The sequence below is a fragment of the Frankia sp. CcMO1 genome, from assembly GCF_977945845.1.
Genome location: NZ_CDWTMG010000006.1, coordinates 1 through 15151, shown reverse-complemented (window position 1 = coordinate 15151; position 15151 = coordinate 1). Strand labels below are relative to the sequence as shown.

Genomic DNA, 15151 nt, shown 5'->3' with positions numbered 1-15151 from the left:
TCCACACCTCAACGGTGTCCCGCCGGAAGGTAACCGAGACGACGTCCTCTCACTCCACGTCGTTGACTACCAAGACCTCAAGCCGGCTCAACACGTCACCCTCGGTCCCCCGCGCGTGCGCTCATCCCTCCACGGCACGGCCTGCGGATACACGGCCTGCGGGCAGGCGGACAGTACCGCGCGCACGTGGGCCAGCCCGGCAGGATCGAAGTCCGCGCGGACCGCGACCTGCCAACCGGCGTTGGGCAACCTCTCAACGGCGGTGACCTCCAGCGCCGAAGGGGGTGCCGGAGGTCCCGATCAGCCTGACTGGGTGCCAGTCGCGGCGAGGCCTGCCGCAGCGTTGACCGCTACTCGTGTTGGATGACTTCCCTGACGCAAAGGCATGCGGCGACCAGCCCAGCGGCGTACGTCGGTACAGGAGTTCTCCACTCGTTGGCCTCATGCGGCAGCGCAGGTGTGAGATGGGGCCAGCGAGCTACGGCCGCGCCAGGCTGCCTAGCCGCTGGGAGACTGCATCCCATGGCACGTCAGTCGGGGTGGTGTGACACCAGGACACCCTCAGCGCGCCGGCCACTTGCGCTTCGGGCAATCCCGCCGAGGTCAGCACATGGCTTGGCTCATAGCTCTGAGACGTGCAGGCGGAGCCGTTAGAGATCGCCACAACGTCCTTGAGCGCCACGATGGCGGCTTCTGAATCGACCCCCGGTACCGAGAAGTTGATCGTGCTCGCGATCGTGCGGGACGGGTCGCCGTTCATGACCACCCCGAGAGACGACAGCTCTGCCATGGCGTCGCTCTTGATCGCCTCGCAGCGCTTCGCCCATATCTCGTGTTCCTTGAGTGCCAGGCGGGCAGCCAACCCCAGCCCGGCGATGAGCGCCACGGGCAGCGTGCCAGGACGCAGGCCTCGCTCCTGATCACCGCCGTACATGAGTGGCTGCAGCGGTGCCTTCGTGTAACCGCGGCGTCGGGCGATGAGTGCGCCGACGCCTTTGGGTGCGTAGATCTTGTGCCCGGAGACGCTCAGAAGGTCGATACGCGCGTTCCTAAGCGGCTCGATGATCTTGCCGAAGCCTTGCGCGGCGTCCACATGCAGGTAGGCCTCATGACCGGCGAGCACTGTGGCGATCTCATCGAGGGGCTGGATGACTCCGGTCTCGTTGTTGACGGCCATGATCGACACCAGCAGCGTGTCGGGACGCAGTGCTGCTGCGATGGCCTGAGGGTCAACCCATCCGCCGGGGGTTGGGGGGACCAGCGTCACTTCGAAGCCGCGCCGCGCCAACTCCTCGAGTGGCTCCAGGATCGCCTTGTGCTCGATCTGAGTGCTGACGATGTGGCGTCGGCCGGTCTTCTCGCCGCAGGCGGCTAGACCCAAGATTGCCAGGTTGTCGCTCTCGGTGGCGCCACTGGTGAAGATCACCTCTTCGGGCTTGGCCCCTACGACGTCGGCCACTTCCTGACGTGCGCGGTTGACCCGGTCCTTGGCCGACTGCCCGTAGATGTGGGTCCGACTGCCGGCGTTGCCGAACTCCTGGGCCATGCAGGTCATGACTTCCGCCTGGACCCGCGGATCGACCGGCGTCGTGGCGTTGCAGTCGAGGTAGATCGGCCGCTCCGGGCCGGTCTCGGCGTCGCCCGCGGGGGGAACGTCGGTGGGTGTCGCTACCGTCATACCCAGGATCGTACGCGTAGGTTCGGACATGAGTATGGAGGATCACCGACCAAAGTACGGACCTCCCCTTCCGTACGGGTGACCGGAACTGGTAAGGGTAGATGGTGGCGCAAACCAAGATCAAAAGGAGCGGGGTAGATGCCCGTTCTGCCGGTTTACGGGCCGGCGTGTTCGAGTACGTGTTCCCAGCCATCCGGGGGGTTCAGGCTGGTCGGGAGTACTACGTGACGATGTGCCCGCTCCGGCTCATCCCGCGCCTCTTCGTCTTCGACGAGGAGGAGCTGGCTCCCGAGATGCGCGCTCAGCGGAGCCTCAACAAGGCGCGCATCCCCGAGATGACCCGTTACATACTAGACAACTCGGACAGTTATGTCTTTTCGGCGCTCACGGCCTCCGTGGATTCCGAGGTCGACTTCGAGCCGCTTGGGGGCGGGGGTGGCCCTGCAGACCGAGTTGGCACGCTGAAGATCCCGATGTCGGCCAAGTTCGTCATCAACGACGGCCAGCACCGCCGAGCGGCCATCCAGCAAGCCCTGATTGACAACTCCGAGCTGGGCGACGAGAGCATCGCCATCGTCATGTTCCTAGACGTAGGTCTCGACCGCTGCCAGCAGATGTTTGCCGACCTCAACCGCTATGCCATCCGGCCCTCCAAGTCGATCGGCGTCCTGTACGACCACCGCGACGAGATGTCAGCTATTGCCAAGCTCGTCATCTTCCGCTCCACGTTCTTCAACGACCTCACGGAGCTTGAGACGAGCAACCTGGCGGCGCGCTCTCGCAAGTTGTTCACGCTGTCTGCCTTTTACAACGCAGACAAGGCCCTGCTCGACGGCGTTGAACCAGACTCGCTCGAGCGTCGTGTGGATCTGGCTACAGAGTTCTGGCACCTCGTGGCAGATCAGTTCCCGGAGTGGCATCAGGTACGCAACCGCGAGGTCAGCGCTGGCGAGATCCGTCGCGACTTCATCCACAGCCACGGGATCGTCCTCCATGCGCTCGGTAGGGTCGGGAACAGTCTGCTGATCGCCAAGAAGTCCTCCGTCACTTGGCAGCGAACGCTTCGGAAGCTGTGCGACCTGGACTGGCATCGCGCCAACGCCACGACCTGGGAAGGGCGCGCCATCCTGGGGGGCAAGGTCAGCAAGAGTGCGGCAAACGTGCTGCTCACCACCGCCGCTATCCGTACGGCACTTGGCCTACCGCTGCCCCCCGAGGAGCAGCGAGCCGAAGACGCGTTCAACCGAGGAGAAAAATGATCCGCAACCTGCCGATTCGTCCCCGCATCCGGTCGGCGTTCGATGACGCCGGCTTCGCGGGCACGATCGACGCCCTGGTGGCGCAGACGCAGGCTCTCTACCTCGCTGACAGTGTGCCCTGGGTCGTTGGCTACTCGGGCGGCAAGGACTCCACGGCTGTCCTGCAGCTGGTTTGGATGACGCTTGCAGGGCTCGCTCCTGACAAGCGCACCAAGGAGGTCCACGTCATCAGTACGGACACCTTGGTGGAGAACCCGGTCGTCGCGGCCTGGGTCACCCACTCGCTCGAAGTGCTTCAGGATGCCGCCACCAATCAGAGCCTGCCGATCAAGCCGCACCGTCTAACTCCCGCGGTCACCGACACTTTTTGGGTCAACCTCATTGGGCGTGGTTACCCAGCTCCTCGGCCAAAGTTCCGCTGGTGCACGGAGCGTTTGAAGATCAAGCCGTCGAACACCTTCATCCGCGAGATGGTGCGATCGCATGGCGAGGCCATCTTGGTGCTCGGTACTCGCAAGGCCGAAAGTGCCGGTCGTTCGCACCGCATGAGTGAGTTGGAGTCGCGCCGGGTCCGGGATCTCCTGAGTCCCAACGACGCACTGCCCAACTGCCTGGTGTACTCGCCGGTCGAGAACTGGTCCAACGATGACGTATGGACTTTCCTCATGCAGAGCCCCAACCCTTGGGGCTACTCCAACAAGGAGCTGCTCACGATGTACCAGGGGGCGTCGCCCGACGGCGAGTGCCCTCTTGTCGTCGATGCCACCACTCCAAGCTGTGGTGATAGCCGATTCGGCTGCTGGACCTGCACGCTCGTCGACAAGGACAAGTCCATGTCGGCGATGATCCAAAACGATGAGGAGAAGGAGTGGATGCTTCCACTCCTCGAACTCCGCAACGCGCTCGACGTCGCGGATGACCGGCACCTGCGTGACTTCCGGCGCATGAACGGCTCGGTCCAGCTCTTCCACGACCGCCCGATCCCCGGTCCGTATACTCAGGAAGCGCGCGAGGAGTGGCTCCGTCGGCTCCTGGAGGCCCAAGCCTGGATCCGGACGAACGGGCCTCACCACGTCAAGCGGCTTGAGCTCGTAACCCTGGCCGAACTCGAAGAGATCCGACGCCTGTGGGTGGTCGACAAGCACGAGTTTGAAGATCACCTACCGGGCATCTATGTCGCAGCGATCGGTGAGCCGTATCCTGGCCGTGCCCTCGATGAGCACCTTCCGCTCGGGCCCGAGACGGTCGAGGTGCTGCGCAGTGTCGTCGGTGACGATCGGCTGCACTTCGAGCTAGTCAGAGAGCTCCTGGACATCGAGCAGCGCCACCGCGCTCAAGCCCGTCGAGCGGGCCTCTTCGATTCGCTGGAGAAGGCGCTCAAGCGCGGCTTCTACGACGACGAGGCTGACGCGACAGCCCGGGCGCACCATCGCCGGTCGGCCATAGACCGTTCTGCGCCGACCGACGACGAGTCCGAACCGGACCCGCTGGACCTGGCCAACGGCTACATCAAGCTTGTCGACGTGGAGGCCGCTCCGTGATCTTGGACGAACTCGTCCTCCACAACGTGAGCACCTTCGCCGGACGCCACCTCATCAAACTGACGCCGCCTTCATCCAAGCGGCCGATCGTGCTCATCGGCGGGCTCAACGGCGCGGGCAAGACCACAGTGCTCGAGGCAATTCACCTCGCCCTCTACGGCTCGCTGGCGCAGCTCTCGGGCCGTCGATCCGGTACCTACGACAGCTATCTCCGCGGCCTGATCCACCGTGGAGTACCGGAGACCGAGGGCGCAGCAATCGAACTGCGCTTCCACGCACACCAGGAAGGCACAGAGCGGCAGTACTGGGTGCGCCGCAGCTGGCGCAGCACTGGAGCGTCCATCAGGGAGATCCTCCTCGTCTCCGTCAACGGGAAGCCTGAGCCTGCGCTGGCGTCGACCTGGAACGAGCACGTTGAGACGTTCTTGCCGCGCGGGATCGCCGGTCTGTTTTTCTTCGACGGCGAGCAGATCGAAGCCCTGGCGGACATGGACCGGTCTCGCCAGGTACTCGGATCCGCGCTAGCGGCCTTGCTCGGTCTTGACCTTGTTGAGCGTCTGACCACCGACCTCGCCGTCCTACGCAGACGTCACCGCAGCGAGCACGTCCCTGACGCGCTACGCGAGAGCGTTCAGGAACGTCAGCAAACGGTTACCTCCATCCGGCAGGCCGAAGAGACCGCGTCTCACGCCGCAGCCAGCCTGCGAGTCCAGCTTGAGCGAGCCGAGAAGCAGCATTTCGAACTGACGGAGCGCTATCGGTCGGCCGGCGGTGACCTGCTTGAGCAGCGAGAGTCGGCCGAAACCAGCGTCACCTTGCTCAGGGCCGAGCTGGCTCGGATAGAGGAAGAACTCCGCGATGAGATGGCAGATGCCGCTCCTCTGCTCCAAGTCACCTCTCTGCTCGGTGGACTCCTAGAACAGGCTCGGTTGGAGGCCACGGCCAACCGGGAGCGTGTCGTCGTTGAGGTGGTCGCTGGTCGAGATGCGGCTCTACTTGAACGGCTGAAGGCATCGAAGGTCCGCGCCGCCACGATCGCAAGCATCGAGCAGTTCCTGACCACTGACCGTACCCAAAGGGACGCTGCCGCAGCGATCGCTGATGTCACCGGCCTGGCCGACCCGGGTGCCATCGATCTGCTCATGGCCTCAACGCTGCCTGCCGCGACGCGTCGTGTGCGCGGCCTCTTGGAACTTCAGCAGGCGACGCACGCCAAGTTCGACCAAGCCGAACGCGTCGTGGTCGCCATCCCAGACCCCGAGTCACTTGCGCCGTTGCGGTTGGCCCGTGCAGAGATTGCCGCTGAGGTTACGCGACTGCAGGCAGCGGCGTCCCACGCTGATGAGAGGCTCATCGCCCTGCGCCAGGAACGCGCTCGGGCCGACGCCGCCTACGAAACGGCGCTGGACAAGGCCGCCCAGGCCAATCTGGCCGCCGACGACGACCGTCGGCTCATCGAGCACATCGATCGGGTGCGGACGACGCTTGAGGGCTTGCGCGGCGCAGCGACTCGCCGTCACCTCGACCGGATCTCCGAGCTCATCCTCGAAGCGCTCGGTCAGCTGCTCCGCAAGGACAGGCTCATCACTGGCGTGCGCATCGACCCGGACTCGTACACGGTCGAGCTGACTGGTATCGATGGTCGGCTACTTCCATCTCAGGAACTGTCAGCGGGGGAGCGGCAGCTTCTCGCGGTGGCGATGCTCTGGGGGCTCGCCCGAGCCGCCGGTCAACCGCTGCCCATCGTCATCGACACCCCCCTGGGGCGACTCGACGGCTCGCACCGCGACCACCTCCTGAAGCGCTACTTCCCGCACGCCAGCCATCAGGTAATCCTCCTGTCGACCGACACCGAGATCGACGAGCAGGCCTACGACCGCATCGCTACCTACGTCGGGCACTCGTATCGGCTGGAGTTCGATACGCGGGCGAACGCCACCACCGTTGAGTCCGGCTACTTCTGGGAGTGAAAGCCATGCCGCTTGAACACATCCGTCTGTCCCAGACAGCCCGCGACCAGCTCATCACGCTCAAGCGTCGGACGGGCATCCCGCATTGGAACGTCCTGTGTCGCTGGGCGCTCTGCCGGTCCCTTGCAGAACCTGCACCTCCGCCCATCCTGAAGCTCACCCTCGACAGCAATGTGGAGATGACCTGGCGCGTGTTCGCAGGCGAACAGGGCGACACCCTCTGGGCACTGACGCGCTATCGCTGCCACGTCGACGGACTCCCACTCGACGAGGAGACGCTTGCCCAGCAGTTCCGACTTCACCTCCACCGCGGCGTCGGCTACCTCTTCGGTGATCCGAGAGTCACCGACCTTCCCGGGCTAGCGAGCCTCGCTCTTGCTGAGCCGCCAGCCGCATGACCACCGAGGTCGCGCGCCACCGGACCGCGTTGACCCGATCCGCCCTTTCGCGCCCTCTTGCTACCGCCCTCGCGGATGATCTCCTGACACCGGACAACTCGGTCTTCGACTACGGCTGCGGCCGAGGTGATGATCTCCGCCATCTGAGGACGCTCGGCTATGCCGCCGACGGCTGGGATCCCACGCATCGGCCGAATGCTGACCGAGCGTCGGCCGACATTGTCAATCTCGGCTACGTCATCAATGTCATCGAGCGACCCGCTGAACGTGCCGATACCTTGCGCAGCGCATGGGACCTCGCGACGTCGGTCCTGATCGTGTCGGTGCGGCTCACGTGGGAGGCTCGGGGCTTGGTCGGCCGTCCGCTCGGTGACGGCATCCTGACGAGGACTGGCACCTTCCAGAAGTTCTACGAGCAAGCCGAGCTTGCGTCCTGGATCGAAGAAACGCTCGGCGTCCGCCCGCACGCCGCTGCCCCGGGGATCTTCTACGTGCTACGTGATCCGGGACTTGCCCAACAGTTCCTCGTCAACCGTGTCTACACCTACCGACCCCGTGTTCACATCGACCCGCACGAGGTCTACGAGGCGCACCGCGACCGGCTCGCACCACTCCTTGACTTCCTGACGGCACATGCCCGGGCACCCCGAGGCGGGGAGCTCGACACCCTTGCCGAGGCTGAGATCCGCGAAGGGCTTGGCAGCCTGGGCAACGCGACCCAACTCATTCGCCAAGTCACGGGGGCGAGCTTCTGGGAGCGGGTCGCGGCGCAGCGTCGGGCGGAGCTGCTGGTCTATGTCGCGCTGTCGCGCTTCGGCCGGCGACCGCGCTTCAACGAGCTGAGGGCGACATTGGCCGCTGACATTCGCTCACTCTTCGGCACATACCGGGAGGTCTGCCTCCAAGCTGATCGGCTGCTCCTCGCCTGCGGCGATCAGGCGATGGTGTATGTGTCGGCACGCAGCTCACCGGTGGGCAAGCAAACGCCATCAGCCCTGTACGTGCACCGCAGCGCCCTGGCGGAGCTACCCCCGCTATTGCAGGTCTACGAGGGCTGCGCGCGGGTCCTGTCGGGGACGGTGGACAAGGCCAACATGATCAAGCTCTCGGTGACTCAACCTCAGGTCTCCTACCTGAGCTATCCGCGCTTCGATCGTGACGCTCATCCGACCTTGGCTTCAGCCGTGACCGTCAACCTGACCAAGCTCACGGTCGGCTGGCGCGACTACAGCTGTTCCGATAACCCGCCACTGCTGCACCGCAAGGAGGAGTTCGTTGGTCGAGAAGATCTGCGACGCGACCTCTACGCGCGGCTGACTCGCGCCGAGATGCGCGCCGGACTCTACGCTCGCCCGGAACGCATTGGCAGCCTCCAAGGATGGCAAGCGACCCTGGAACACGCTCGGGTGCGACTTCGCGGCCATCGACTCGAACGGCTCCCTACCAACTCACCCCGCTGAGCAGTTCCTCCACCGACACCGGCTCCGCTCCGCCGCTTCGAGACAACGCTTCGGTCACCAACGCCGTTACTACCTGGTCGGCTGGCTGGTGGCGGACGTTGACCTGCTCCTGGATGTAGTTGAGTCCGCCGTTCGCGTACTCCTCGAAGATCCGCACCCGTTCTTCGAGGCGAGCGTCGTCCATGATCTCCGGGTCCTCGACCTCATGGGCGGCGATCATGCTCACCAGCGCCTCGGAGAAGCCCGGCACAGTCAACGTCTCGTAACGGATGGGATCTCCGCTGGCGGTCGTGAATGGTGTACGGCGCTGAGAGTAAGCCCCGACCGCGGCAGCGAACAGGAGCGTGTCCCGAAAGGTCGAGAAAGCTGCCTCGTCCCGCAGCTCCACCATTAGCGCCTCATGGTGATGCGGCCTCCGGACTCGGACGTCACCAACCGAGGCATTCACTTGATCACCTGCAGCTCTGCGTGGTCGGACTCGGCTGAGGAACGAATGTAGGGGTGATTGACGCCGTCCAGCTCGATGTCCTCGCTCACATCGCCCTCGGCGCTGGTGTGCGTGACGATGACACCGAGGTGGCTGACGTACGGCATGAGCTGCCCTACCACTTGACCGAGCCCTTGGCTCTTGCTGACCAAGACGACCAGCTGAGGCGCGATCTGAGCCAACGCGCTGGCTACCTCGCGCTGGTAGTTCTCGTCGAGCGAGCCGAATGCGGCGTCCATCACGATGGGGTAGGTGCCGGCGTCCGGAGGGAGCTCACCCTCAGCGCGCCGCTCCCTGCGATTCTCGCGAGCCAACTTGGACACCGCCGCCACGAAGGACAGGCTCAAGATCTGGTTCTCACCCGTCGACTTCGGGACCGCCAGCTCGACGCCGTTGACGTCCTGAAACAGCGTCAGCTCAAAACCCTCGCTCAGCCGTGGGACGTACCGCTTGATCGTGATCTTCCCGAAGACCTGCTTGAGCTCGGCGTCGAGGCGACGCCGCATGTCTTCTGACCGGATAGTCAGAATCTCCTCCAAAGCACGCCGCACGGACTGCACCAGGTCAGACCGAGTTCGGGCCTTGTCGGCCAGCTCGTCAGTCACCTCGGCCCTGCTGCGGTCCGTGGTCCTCTGGGTGATCTCCTTCTGGACCTGCTCCAGCGACGTCTTGACGGAGCCGATGCGCTGCTGTTTGACGCCGATCCGCGAGTCGAGATCGATGTTCTTGGTCTCCAACTCCTGCACGCCCTCCATCCGGCTGCCCCGGAGCTGGCCGTCAAGCTCGGACTTCCGTTCTTCAAGGCGGGTCACACGGTCGCGTTCGGTCGTGATCCGCCGCAAGATCGCCTGAAGAGCCTCCTGCAGCTCCAAGCGAGCCCCCGCCATGGGTGCCATCTGGCCACTGAGCTGCTGCCATCCAGTCTCGACCGCTTGCAGCCCGGCGCGCTGCCGCCACTCCGTGACGTGCCTCCAGGGCTCGCCGGGCTCTTGCAGCGGTGTGCCGCAAATGCACTCCCTGTCGTCAAGGAGCTGATCAACGAACTCGCGCTTGAGTGGCGCCGGCAAGGCGCCACGCTGGTAGAGCGAACTGGCCGCGGCGGTCGTTGTCTTCACCAGGTCGTCGGTGAACGCCAGGAAGCCGCGTGAGGCGACGAGCGTGGCCCGCTCCAACGTTGCCACCTCCCTCGCTTTGCGCGCCTCGTCGAGTTCCTGGGTGACTTCATCGCGCTGCTTCTGGATCGGTGCCGCGGACGCGTGTTGGCGCAGGAGCTCCACGACGCTCTCGCGTTCCTCGCGGAGCGTTGCCAAGTCGCCCTCAAGAACCTTCAGCTCTTCGCGGCCGGTTGCTTCGGCCTCACGCAGATCGTCAATGGCGGTCTGGATGGCGCTGGCCTTCTCACCGCCGTGCTTCTTCAGATCGGCGGTCAGCCGTCGATCGACACGGGGTAGGTGCTCCAGAGCCCGCTCCACTTGCTTCAGATCGAGCAGCGCCTTGATGTCCTGCTGGACCTCACTGTAGGCACCCTTCTGCACAAGCTTCTCGATGCGCTCACCGTTGAAGAAGAAGAACCGACTGATGCCCTCCGGGAGGATGCTGTAGATCTTCTCCTGGGGTGCCTCCATGATCTCCGATGAGCCGTCAGCTGAGGTCCGCCAGAGCTGCACCTGAGGGCTGCATCGCTGCTGAGCGTCAGACTGCTTGCGCTGCTCGGCCCGTCGCAGCAGCCGGTAGTCGTGCCCCTCGTGGTCGAAAGCCAACTCGACGCACACCTCGGCGGTCGATCCCGTCGGCAGAGCGCGCCACACCGCATCAGTGATCATCTTGTCCGGCTCTTCGATGTCCTCCGTCATCGTGCCGTACAGGCCCCACATGAACGCGTTGAGAAACGTCGTCTTCCCCGCACCGTTGCCACCAAAGATCAAGGAGACGGACCGGATACCGTCAGAGCGAAGGTCGAACGTCTGCTCGCCACTGAACTGTCGGAAGTTCTTGAGCGTGATCGAATGAATCTTCACGGAAGGATCTCCTTCACAGCCGCCAGAAGATCTTCGGTCGGATCAGCGGCGCTCGCATGCAGGCGCGCGCGTTCGATCTCGAGGACCTTCTTGAGCAGCGCTCGCTCCTCGTTAGACAGTGCCTGAAGCACCTCCTGCTCAGTGCGATGAGCGGCTGCCACGTCGTCGTGCTCCTTCACTCCAGATGATGATCACTATTGTGATGTCAGAGGTGCATGAGTTGGTACTGCTCCTTCAGCGGGCGGAGCAACTCCAACGTCGCCTCGTAGTTCTCGGCCAGCTTGCCGAACTCGTTAGCCCGCTCCAACTCGCGGCTGAGGAGGCTTCGCTCGACTTCGAAGTTGATGGGCGTGCCAGCGGCCGGCACGGCGATGTAGTCCAGGATCTCCGCCATCGTCTTACCCTCGGCTCGCCGAAGGATCCGGCCTCGTCGCTGGATGAACTGCCGAGGATTACTGCTGCTCGCAAGGAGGTAGCCGATCCGCGCGTCGGGGATGTCGACGCCTTCGTCGAGACAGCGCATGGCAACGAGCACCCGAAGGTCGTTACCGGTGCCGAAGCGACGGAGGAGGATCCGCCGGTCTGGTCGAGGGGTCTCCGACACATATGAATGGGCAGCGAGGTGCAGTTCGTTGCCGACCAGGTCCATGACCTGTGCGATTTGGTTCGGCCCGGGTGGCTCGCCTGCTTCCGTTGGTTGATTGCCCTCGGCACAGTAAACGAGCTGAAACCACGACTCCCGCCGTTCACCGAGGTCATCACGCAGCTGATCGAGCTTGCCCTCGGCATGCCCGAGTACGCCGGCCCGACGGCGCAAGAGATACCCCATCGGCGAGTCGGGATCGTCGGCGCTGAGGCTGTCACCGGCGGCCAATCGCTTTGCGATCTGCGTCGTCAGCTCGATGTAGAGCTCGTTCTCCTGGTGCGTGAGCTCCACCAGACGTGGCGCGTACCGATACCGGCAGAGGGCGCCCATCTCGATCGCCTGTCCAAGACCCAGCTCGTAGACGACGGGTCCGAAGTAATCGACGAGGGCGTCGGTCCCCTCATCGTCGAACCATCGCTCGGGCGTCGCAGAAAGGGCCATCCGGTAGGTGGCGTTCTGCGGCAGCGCCAATCGATAGTTTGACGAACCCAGGTTGTGTGCTTCGTCCGCAATAACGAGCAGCGGTTGAGTGATCCGCGACAAGACGGCCTGGAACCGCTCGCCGGCGAACGACGCGTTGGTAGCGACCATCGCGACGACGGGCCGCTGGCCCAGGCGCGCTTCGGCGAGCTGGTCCTCGACGACAGGGAGCCAACGCTGACTTGATTCGTACACCGCCACTGGGCGTACGCCGAAACCCTCAACCTCGGTGATCCACTGGTCGACAAGGTGCTGCATGGGGGCGAGTACCAGGACGACCAGCGGCTGTTCGCGTTGACGGAGCACCTGCGCGAGCTGGCAGGCGGCGATCATGGAGGTCTTGGTCTTGCCAGTACCAGTTGCCATCTTGACGATGCCGCGGCCACGGTTCCCCAGCCACGCCTGGACAGCTTCGCGTTGGTAGCCGCGGACTCCCAGCCACTCCGGGATCGCCAGCTGCGCCGGTTCGCTCGTCCGAACACGCGGCGGATCGAGCGCGTCGTCGCGGCCGGGCAGGTCAACCTTTGGACGTCGGCCGCTCATCGAGACCAGTCGGTCTTTCGCCACCTCCGGGAACGGCTCGATGCGCAAGTTGGGGGTGCGGTCGTTCCAGAGATCCTCGAAGTCTGCCTCGATGCGGAGCGCTCGCTCACCGTCGCCATCAAGCCAGCCCCGGTAGACTTCGATGGACTCGAAGTTGGCCAGGAGGCCACCGAGCGTCTCATTGGCGCTACCGGTGAAGGCCACGAGGTCCCCGCCGCCGTCCCGGAGAACGCCGATCTTCTCGTGGTACAGCCCCACCCGACCGGCCTGCTCTATGAATGCCAGCTTGATGTCCAGCCGACCTTCGGCGATGAGCCGGCCCGTCGTCCCGAGACCTGTAAGCACCGCTTCGCGCTCCTCGCGCTCAAGCTCGCGCAGCGTTGCCCGCTCGATGACGGCTCGGACGTCGTATCCACGCTCAATGTCAACGATGTCGTCGGCGTTGAGGTGCGGGGATGCGATGAGGCGCATGGCGCCGCCCTGACGGGAGAAGGCCTCGATGCCGCGCGAGAACAACGCCAGGCTGGTCGAGGTGAAGTAGCCCACCGCTCGCGCGTAGGTGCGCGCCACGGTCAGGGTCGGCACATAGAACTCCTGGACGACATCCTGACGGTCGCTCCGATACCGACCAGTCAGGGAAAGGGATCGAAATCCCCGGGCTATCGGCTGCGCGCTCACAGCAGATCCATGATCTCGTCGATGTCAGCCGACACGGCGGGTCGCTCGACGCCACCATCTTCGAGTTGGCTCTTGGCGGTCAGGAGCAGGTCGGCTACGTCAGCGTCGCCACGCTCCCGATAGCCGCCGATGACGCTCGACGCGGGCGAGTCCTCGGGTAGGCCGATAGCTTGGGCCAGTAGCAGCCTCGGTTCGCGCGCGTCGTTTTCAAGCGCCCCGACAAGTCTCAGGGCGTCGGCCAAGGCCACACCTGTTGAGGGTGGGATGACTTCAACACCGAAGCCGTGGTCGTCACCCATGACCAAGAAGGCCTCGGTGTCGATGGCAACATCCTCTGCCATCAAGAACCGCCGAATGCTGCCGAAGCACGGCTGGTTGCCGTTCCAGTTAACCGACTGGGGACCGAGACCCGACTCAAGCATGAGCGTCTGACCAGGCTGCATCCCCAGCAGCCCGGCGATCGCCATCGGCGCCACGAACCCGCTACCGCGCAGATGCTCCTTTGTGATCTTCAGCCGATAGGCCCATCCGGAGGGCCGTCGGTACAGGCGCCTCGTTCGCGCGGGTGTCTTGCGCACGTTGCCGCCACCCGCGTCCATAGTGACGACGCCGCCCTTGATCCGAAACGGTGCGGCGCTCGCGTAGGCGACCACGCTGCTGGCGGTCACGCTGTACTTGCCGGTGATGCGGGCCACGAGATGGTCGACTTCGATGCGTCCGCCGCTCCGGGCAACCTCTTCCCGGACCAGCGCCCTCACTCCGGTGTAGGAGTCGAGCCCCCAGGATGCCAGTGCCCATTGATCTCGGTCGACTCGTTCGAACCGCTCGTCAACGCTCATCGCGTTCTTGAGCGAGCCGAGCGTCCGTTCCACCCCCATCCGATCCAAGATCTCCTGCGAGGAGATCGGTGAGCCGATAACGGACAGAATTGACGCCGCCCAGTCTCCGACCGACGACGTCCGGGTGAACACGTAGTCGCCGTGCAGCTGATACCCGCAGTACGTCAGCCAGTCCTTGAGGAAGGGCTCGGGGCTGTCATCGACCCGGTACGGATTCAACGCCTCAACATCATCGAGGCGCACCACGCCGTGTTCGTCAGCCGCTTCCTGAAGCCGGGTCAAAGTCAGAGCTTGTGCGCCGGCGATGGTCGGTGAGGCGCACCACTCATCCTCGATCTCGTAAGTGCCATCGAGGCGGTCGAGCACGCGCCAGGCCGGCTGGGCGGCAGCCTTCACCCGTTGAACGAGCGAGGGGAATCGGGCGATGAGGTCATCCAACGGAATCACGGTGCCGACCGCGTCCCGGACCGAGGAGGCGACCAGGCTGAGGGTGCTCAGCGGCTCCAGCAGGGTGTCGCCGGGTTCGAGGAAGTCGACCATGTTCGCGCGGGCTTTGCCCTCGATTTGGCGTATCCGCTCCCGGCTGACGCCCATTGACCGCCCGAGTTCGTCAAGGGTCTCCGGACGGTCTGCGAAAAACCGCCGCGCGAGGATCTCCTGGGCCCGTTCGTCGAGTGCACTGATCGACAGTTGCAGCAGTTCGGCGACGTCCAGGTCTGCCCGGTCATGATCGAGTACGTCGCGTGCGGTCACTAGCTCCAGGCGATGTCGAGCCTCAACGATCTGCGCCGGGGCATCGGTCGGGAGGTCGCCGCCGAGTAGCGTTGCGCTCGGCTGGCCGAGTGCAGCGAACCAGTTGGCGATCAGATGCAGGTCTCGGATGAGCCCAGCCTCGCGCGGCTCCTGGTCGTCTTCCACCACCGACGGCTGGCGGTGACGGCCGCGCTCGCGCTCGCGGATGGGCATAAGTACGGGAGCCGCCGACGCGGTCGCGGCGTCGGCGAGAGCGCGGAGGATCGAGTCCACGGTGCCAACGCCGACTTGGGGCCAGTCAAGGATGTCGCCGAGTTCCTCTCCCTGAAGGTCCCCCGCCAAGTAGTAGTTGCCGCGTTCAAGCACGTTGCGAGCTCGAGTGGCCATGGACAATCGGGCGT

11 protein-coding genes are annotated in these 15151 nt (G+C 64.6%); 5 read left to right on the top strand and 6 right to left on the bottom strand.

Annotated elements, in window-relative coordinates:
- Window positions 1–478: 478 nt before the first annotated feature.
- Window positions 479–1678 (bottom strand): cysteine desulfurase DndA, encoded by a 1200-nt coding sequence (dndA, locus tag AC08OU_RS01915; protein ID WP_476604170.1) that lies wholly within the window; start codon window positions 1676–1678, stop codon window positions 479–481.
- A gap of 104 nt (window positions 1679–1782) precedes the next feature.
- Here dndA and dndB point away from each other — a divergent pair, with 104 nt between their 5' ends.
- From dndB to AC08OU_RS01890, 5 genes are read left to right on the top strand one after another with little or no spacing between them, the layout of a single operon-like run.
- Window positions 1783–2937 (top strand): DNA sulfur modification protein DndB, encoded by a 1155-nt coding sequence (dndB, locus tag AC08OU_RS01910; RefSeq protein WP_476604169.1) that lies wholly within the window; start codon window positions 1783–1785, stop codon window positions 2935–2937.
- Window positions 2934–4478, top strand: coding sequence for a DNA phosphorothioation system sulfurtransferase DndC (gene dndC, locus AC08OU_RS01905; RefSeq protein WP_476604168.1), 1545 nt, complete (start codon window positions 2934–2936; stop codon window positions 4476–4478). The genes dndB and dndC overlap by 4 nt, the downstream gene beginning before the upstream one ends.
- Window positions 4479–4480: 2 nt before the next feature.
- Window positions 4481–6448, top strand: a complete 1968-nt coding sequence (dndD, locus tag AC08OU_RS01900) for a DNA sulfur modification protein DndD (protein ID WP_476604167.1) — start codon at window positions 4481–4483, stop codon at window positions 6446–6448.
- Between the two features lie 5 nt (window positions 6449–6453).
- On the top strand, window positions 6454–6846 hold the full coding sequence (gene dndE, locus AC08OU_RS01895; protein ID WP_476604166.1) for a DNA sulfur modification protein DndE: 393 nt from the start codon (window positions 6454–6456) through the stop codon (window positions 6844–6846).
- A complete protein-coding gene (locus tag AC08OU_RS01890; RefSeq protein WP_476604165.1) occupies window positions 6843–8306 on the top strand; it encodes a DNA phosphorothioation-associated putative methyltransferase in 1464 nt (487 codons plus the stop codon). The genes dndE and AC08OU_RS01890 overlap by 4 nt, the downstream gene beginning before the upstream one ends.
- Here AC08OU_RS01890 and AC08OU_RS01885 read toward each other — a convergent pair.
- The 5 genes from AC08OU_RS01885 to AC08OU_RS01865 all read right to left on the bottom strand — a co-directional run.
- A complete protein-coding gene (locus AC08OU_RS01885) occupies window positions 8287–8754 on the bottom strand; it encodes a DNA phosphorothioation-associated protein 4 (protein WP_476604164.1) in 468 nt (155 codons plus the stop codon). The genes AC08OU_RS01890 and AC08OU_RS01885 overlap by 20 nt on opposite strands.
- A complete protein-coding gene (locus AC08OU_RS01880) occupies window positions 8751–10811 on the bottom strand; it encodes an AAA family ATPase (protein WP_476604163.1) in 2061 nt (686 codons plus the stop codon). The genes AC08OU_RS01885 and AC08OU_RS01880 overlap by 4 nt, the downstream gene beginning before the upstream one ends.
- Entirely contained in the window at window positions 10808–10990 is a 183-nt protein-coding gene (locus AC08OU_RS01875; protein WP_476604162.1) for a hypothetical protein, read from the bottom strand. The genes AC08OU_RS01880 and AC08OU_RS01875 overlap by 4 nt, the downstream gene beginning before the upstream one ends.
- Window positions 10991–11016: 26 nt before the next feature.
- Entirely contained in the window at window positions 11017–13065 is a 2049-nt protein-coding gene (locus AC08OU_RS01870) for a DEAD/DEAH box helicase family protein (RefSeq protein ID WP_476604161.1), read from the bottom strand.
- 89 nt (window positions 13066–13154) lie between these two features.
- A partial coding sequence (locus AC08OU_RS01865; protein ID WP_476604160.1) for a sigma factor-like helix-turn-helix DNA-binding protein occupies window positions 13155–15151 on the bottom strand: 1997 nt, incomplete at its 5' end.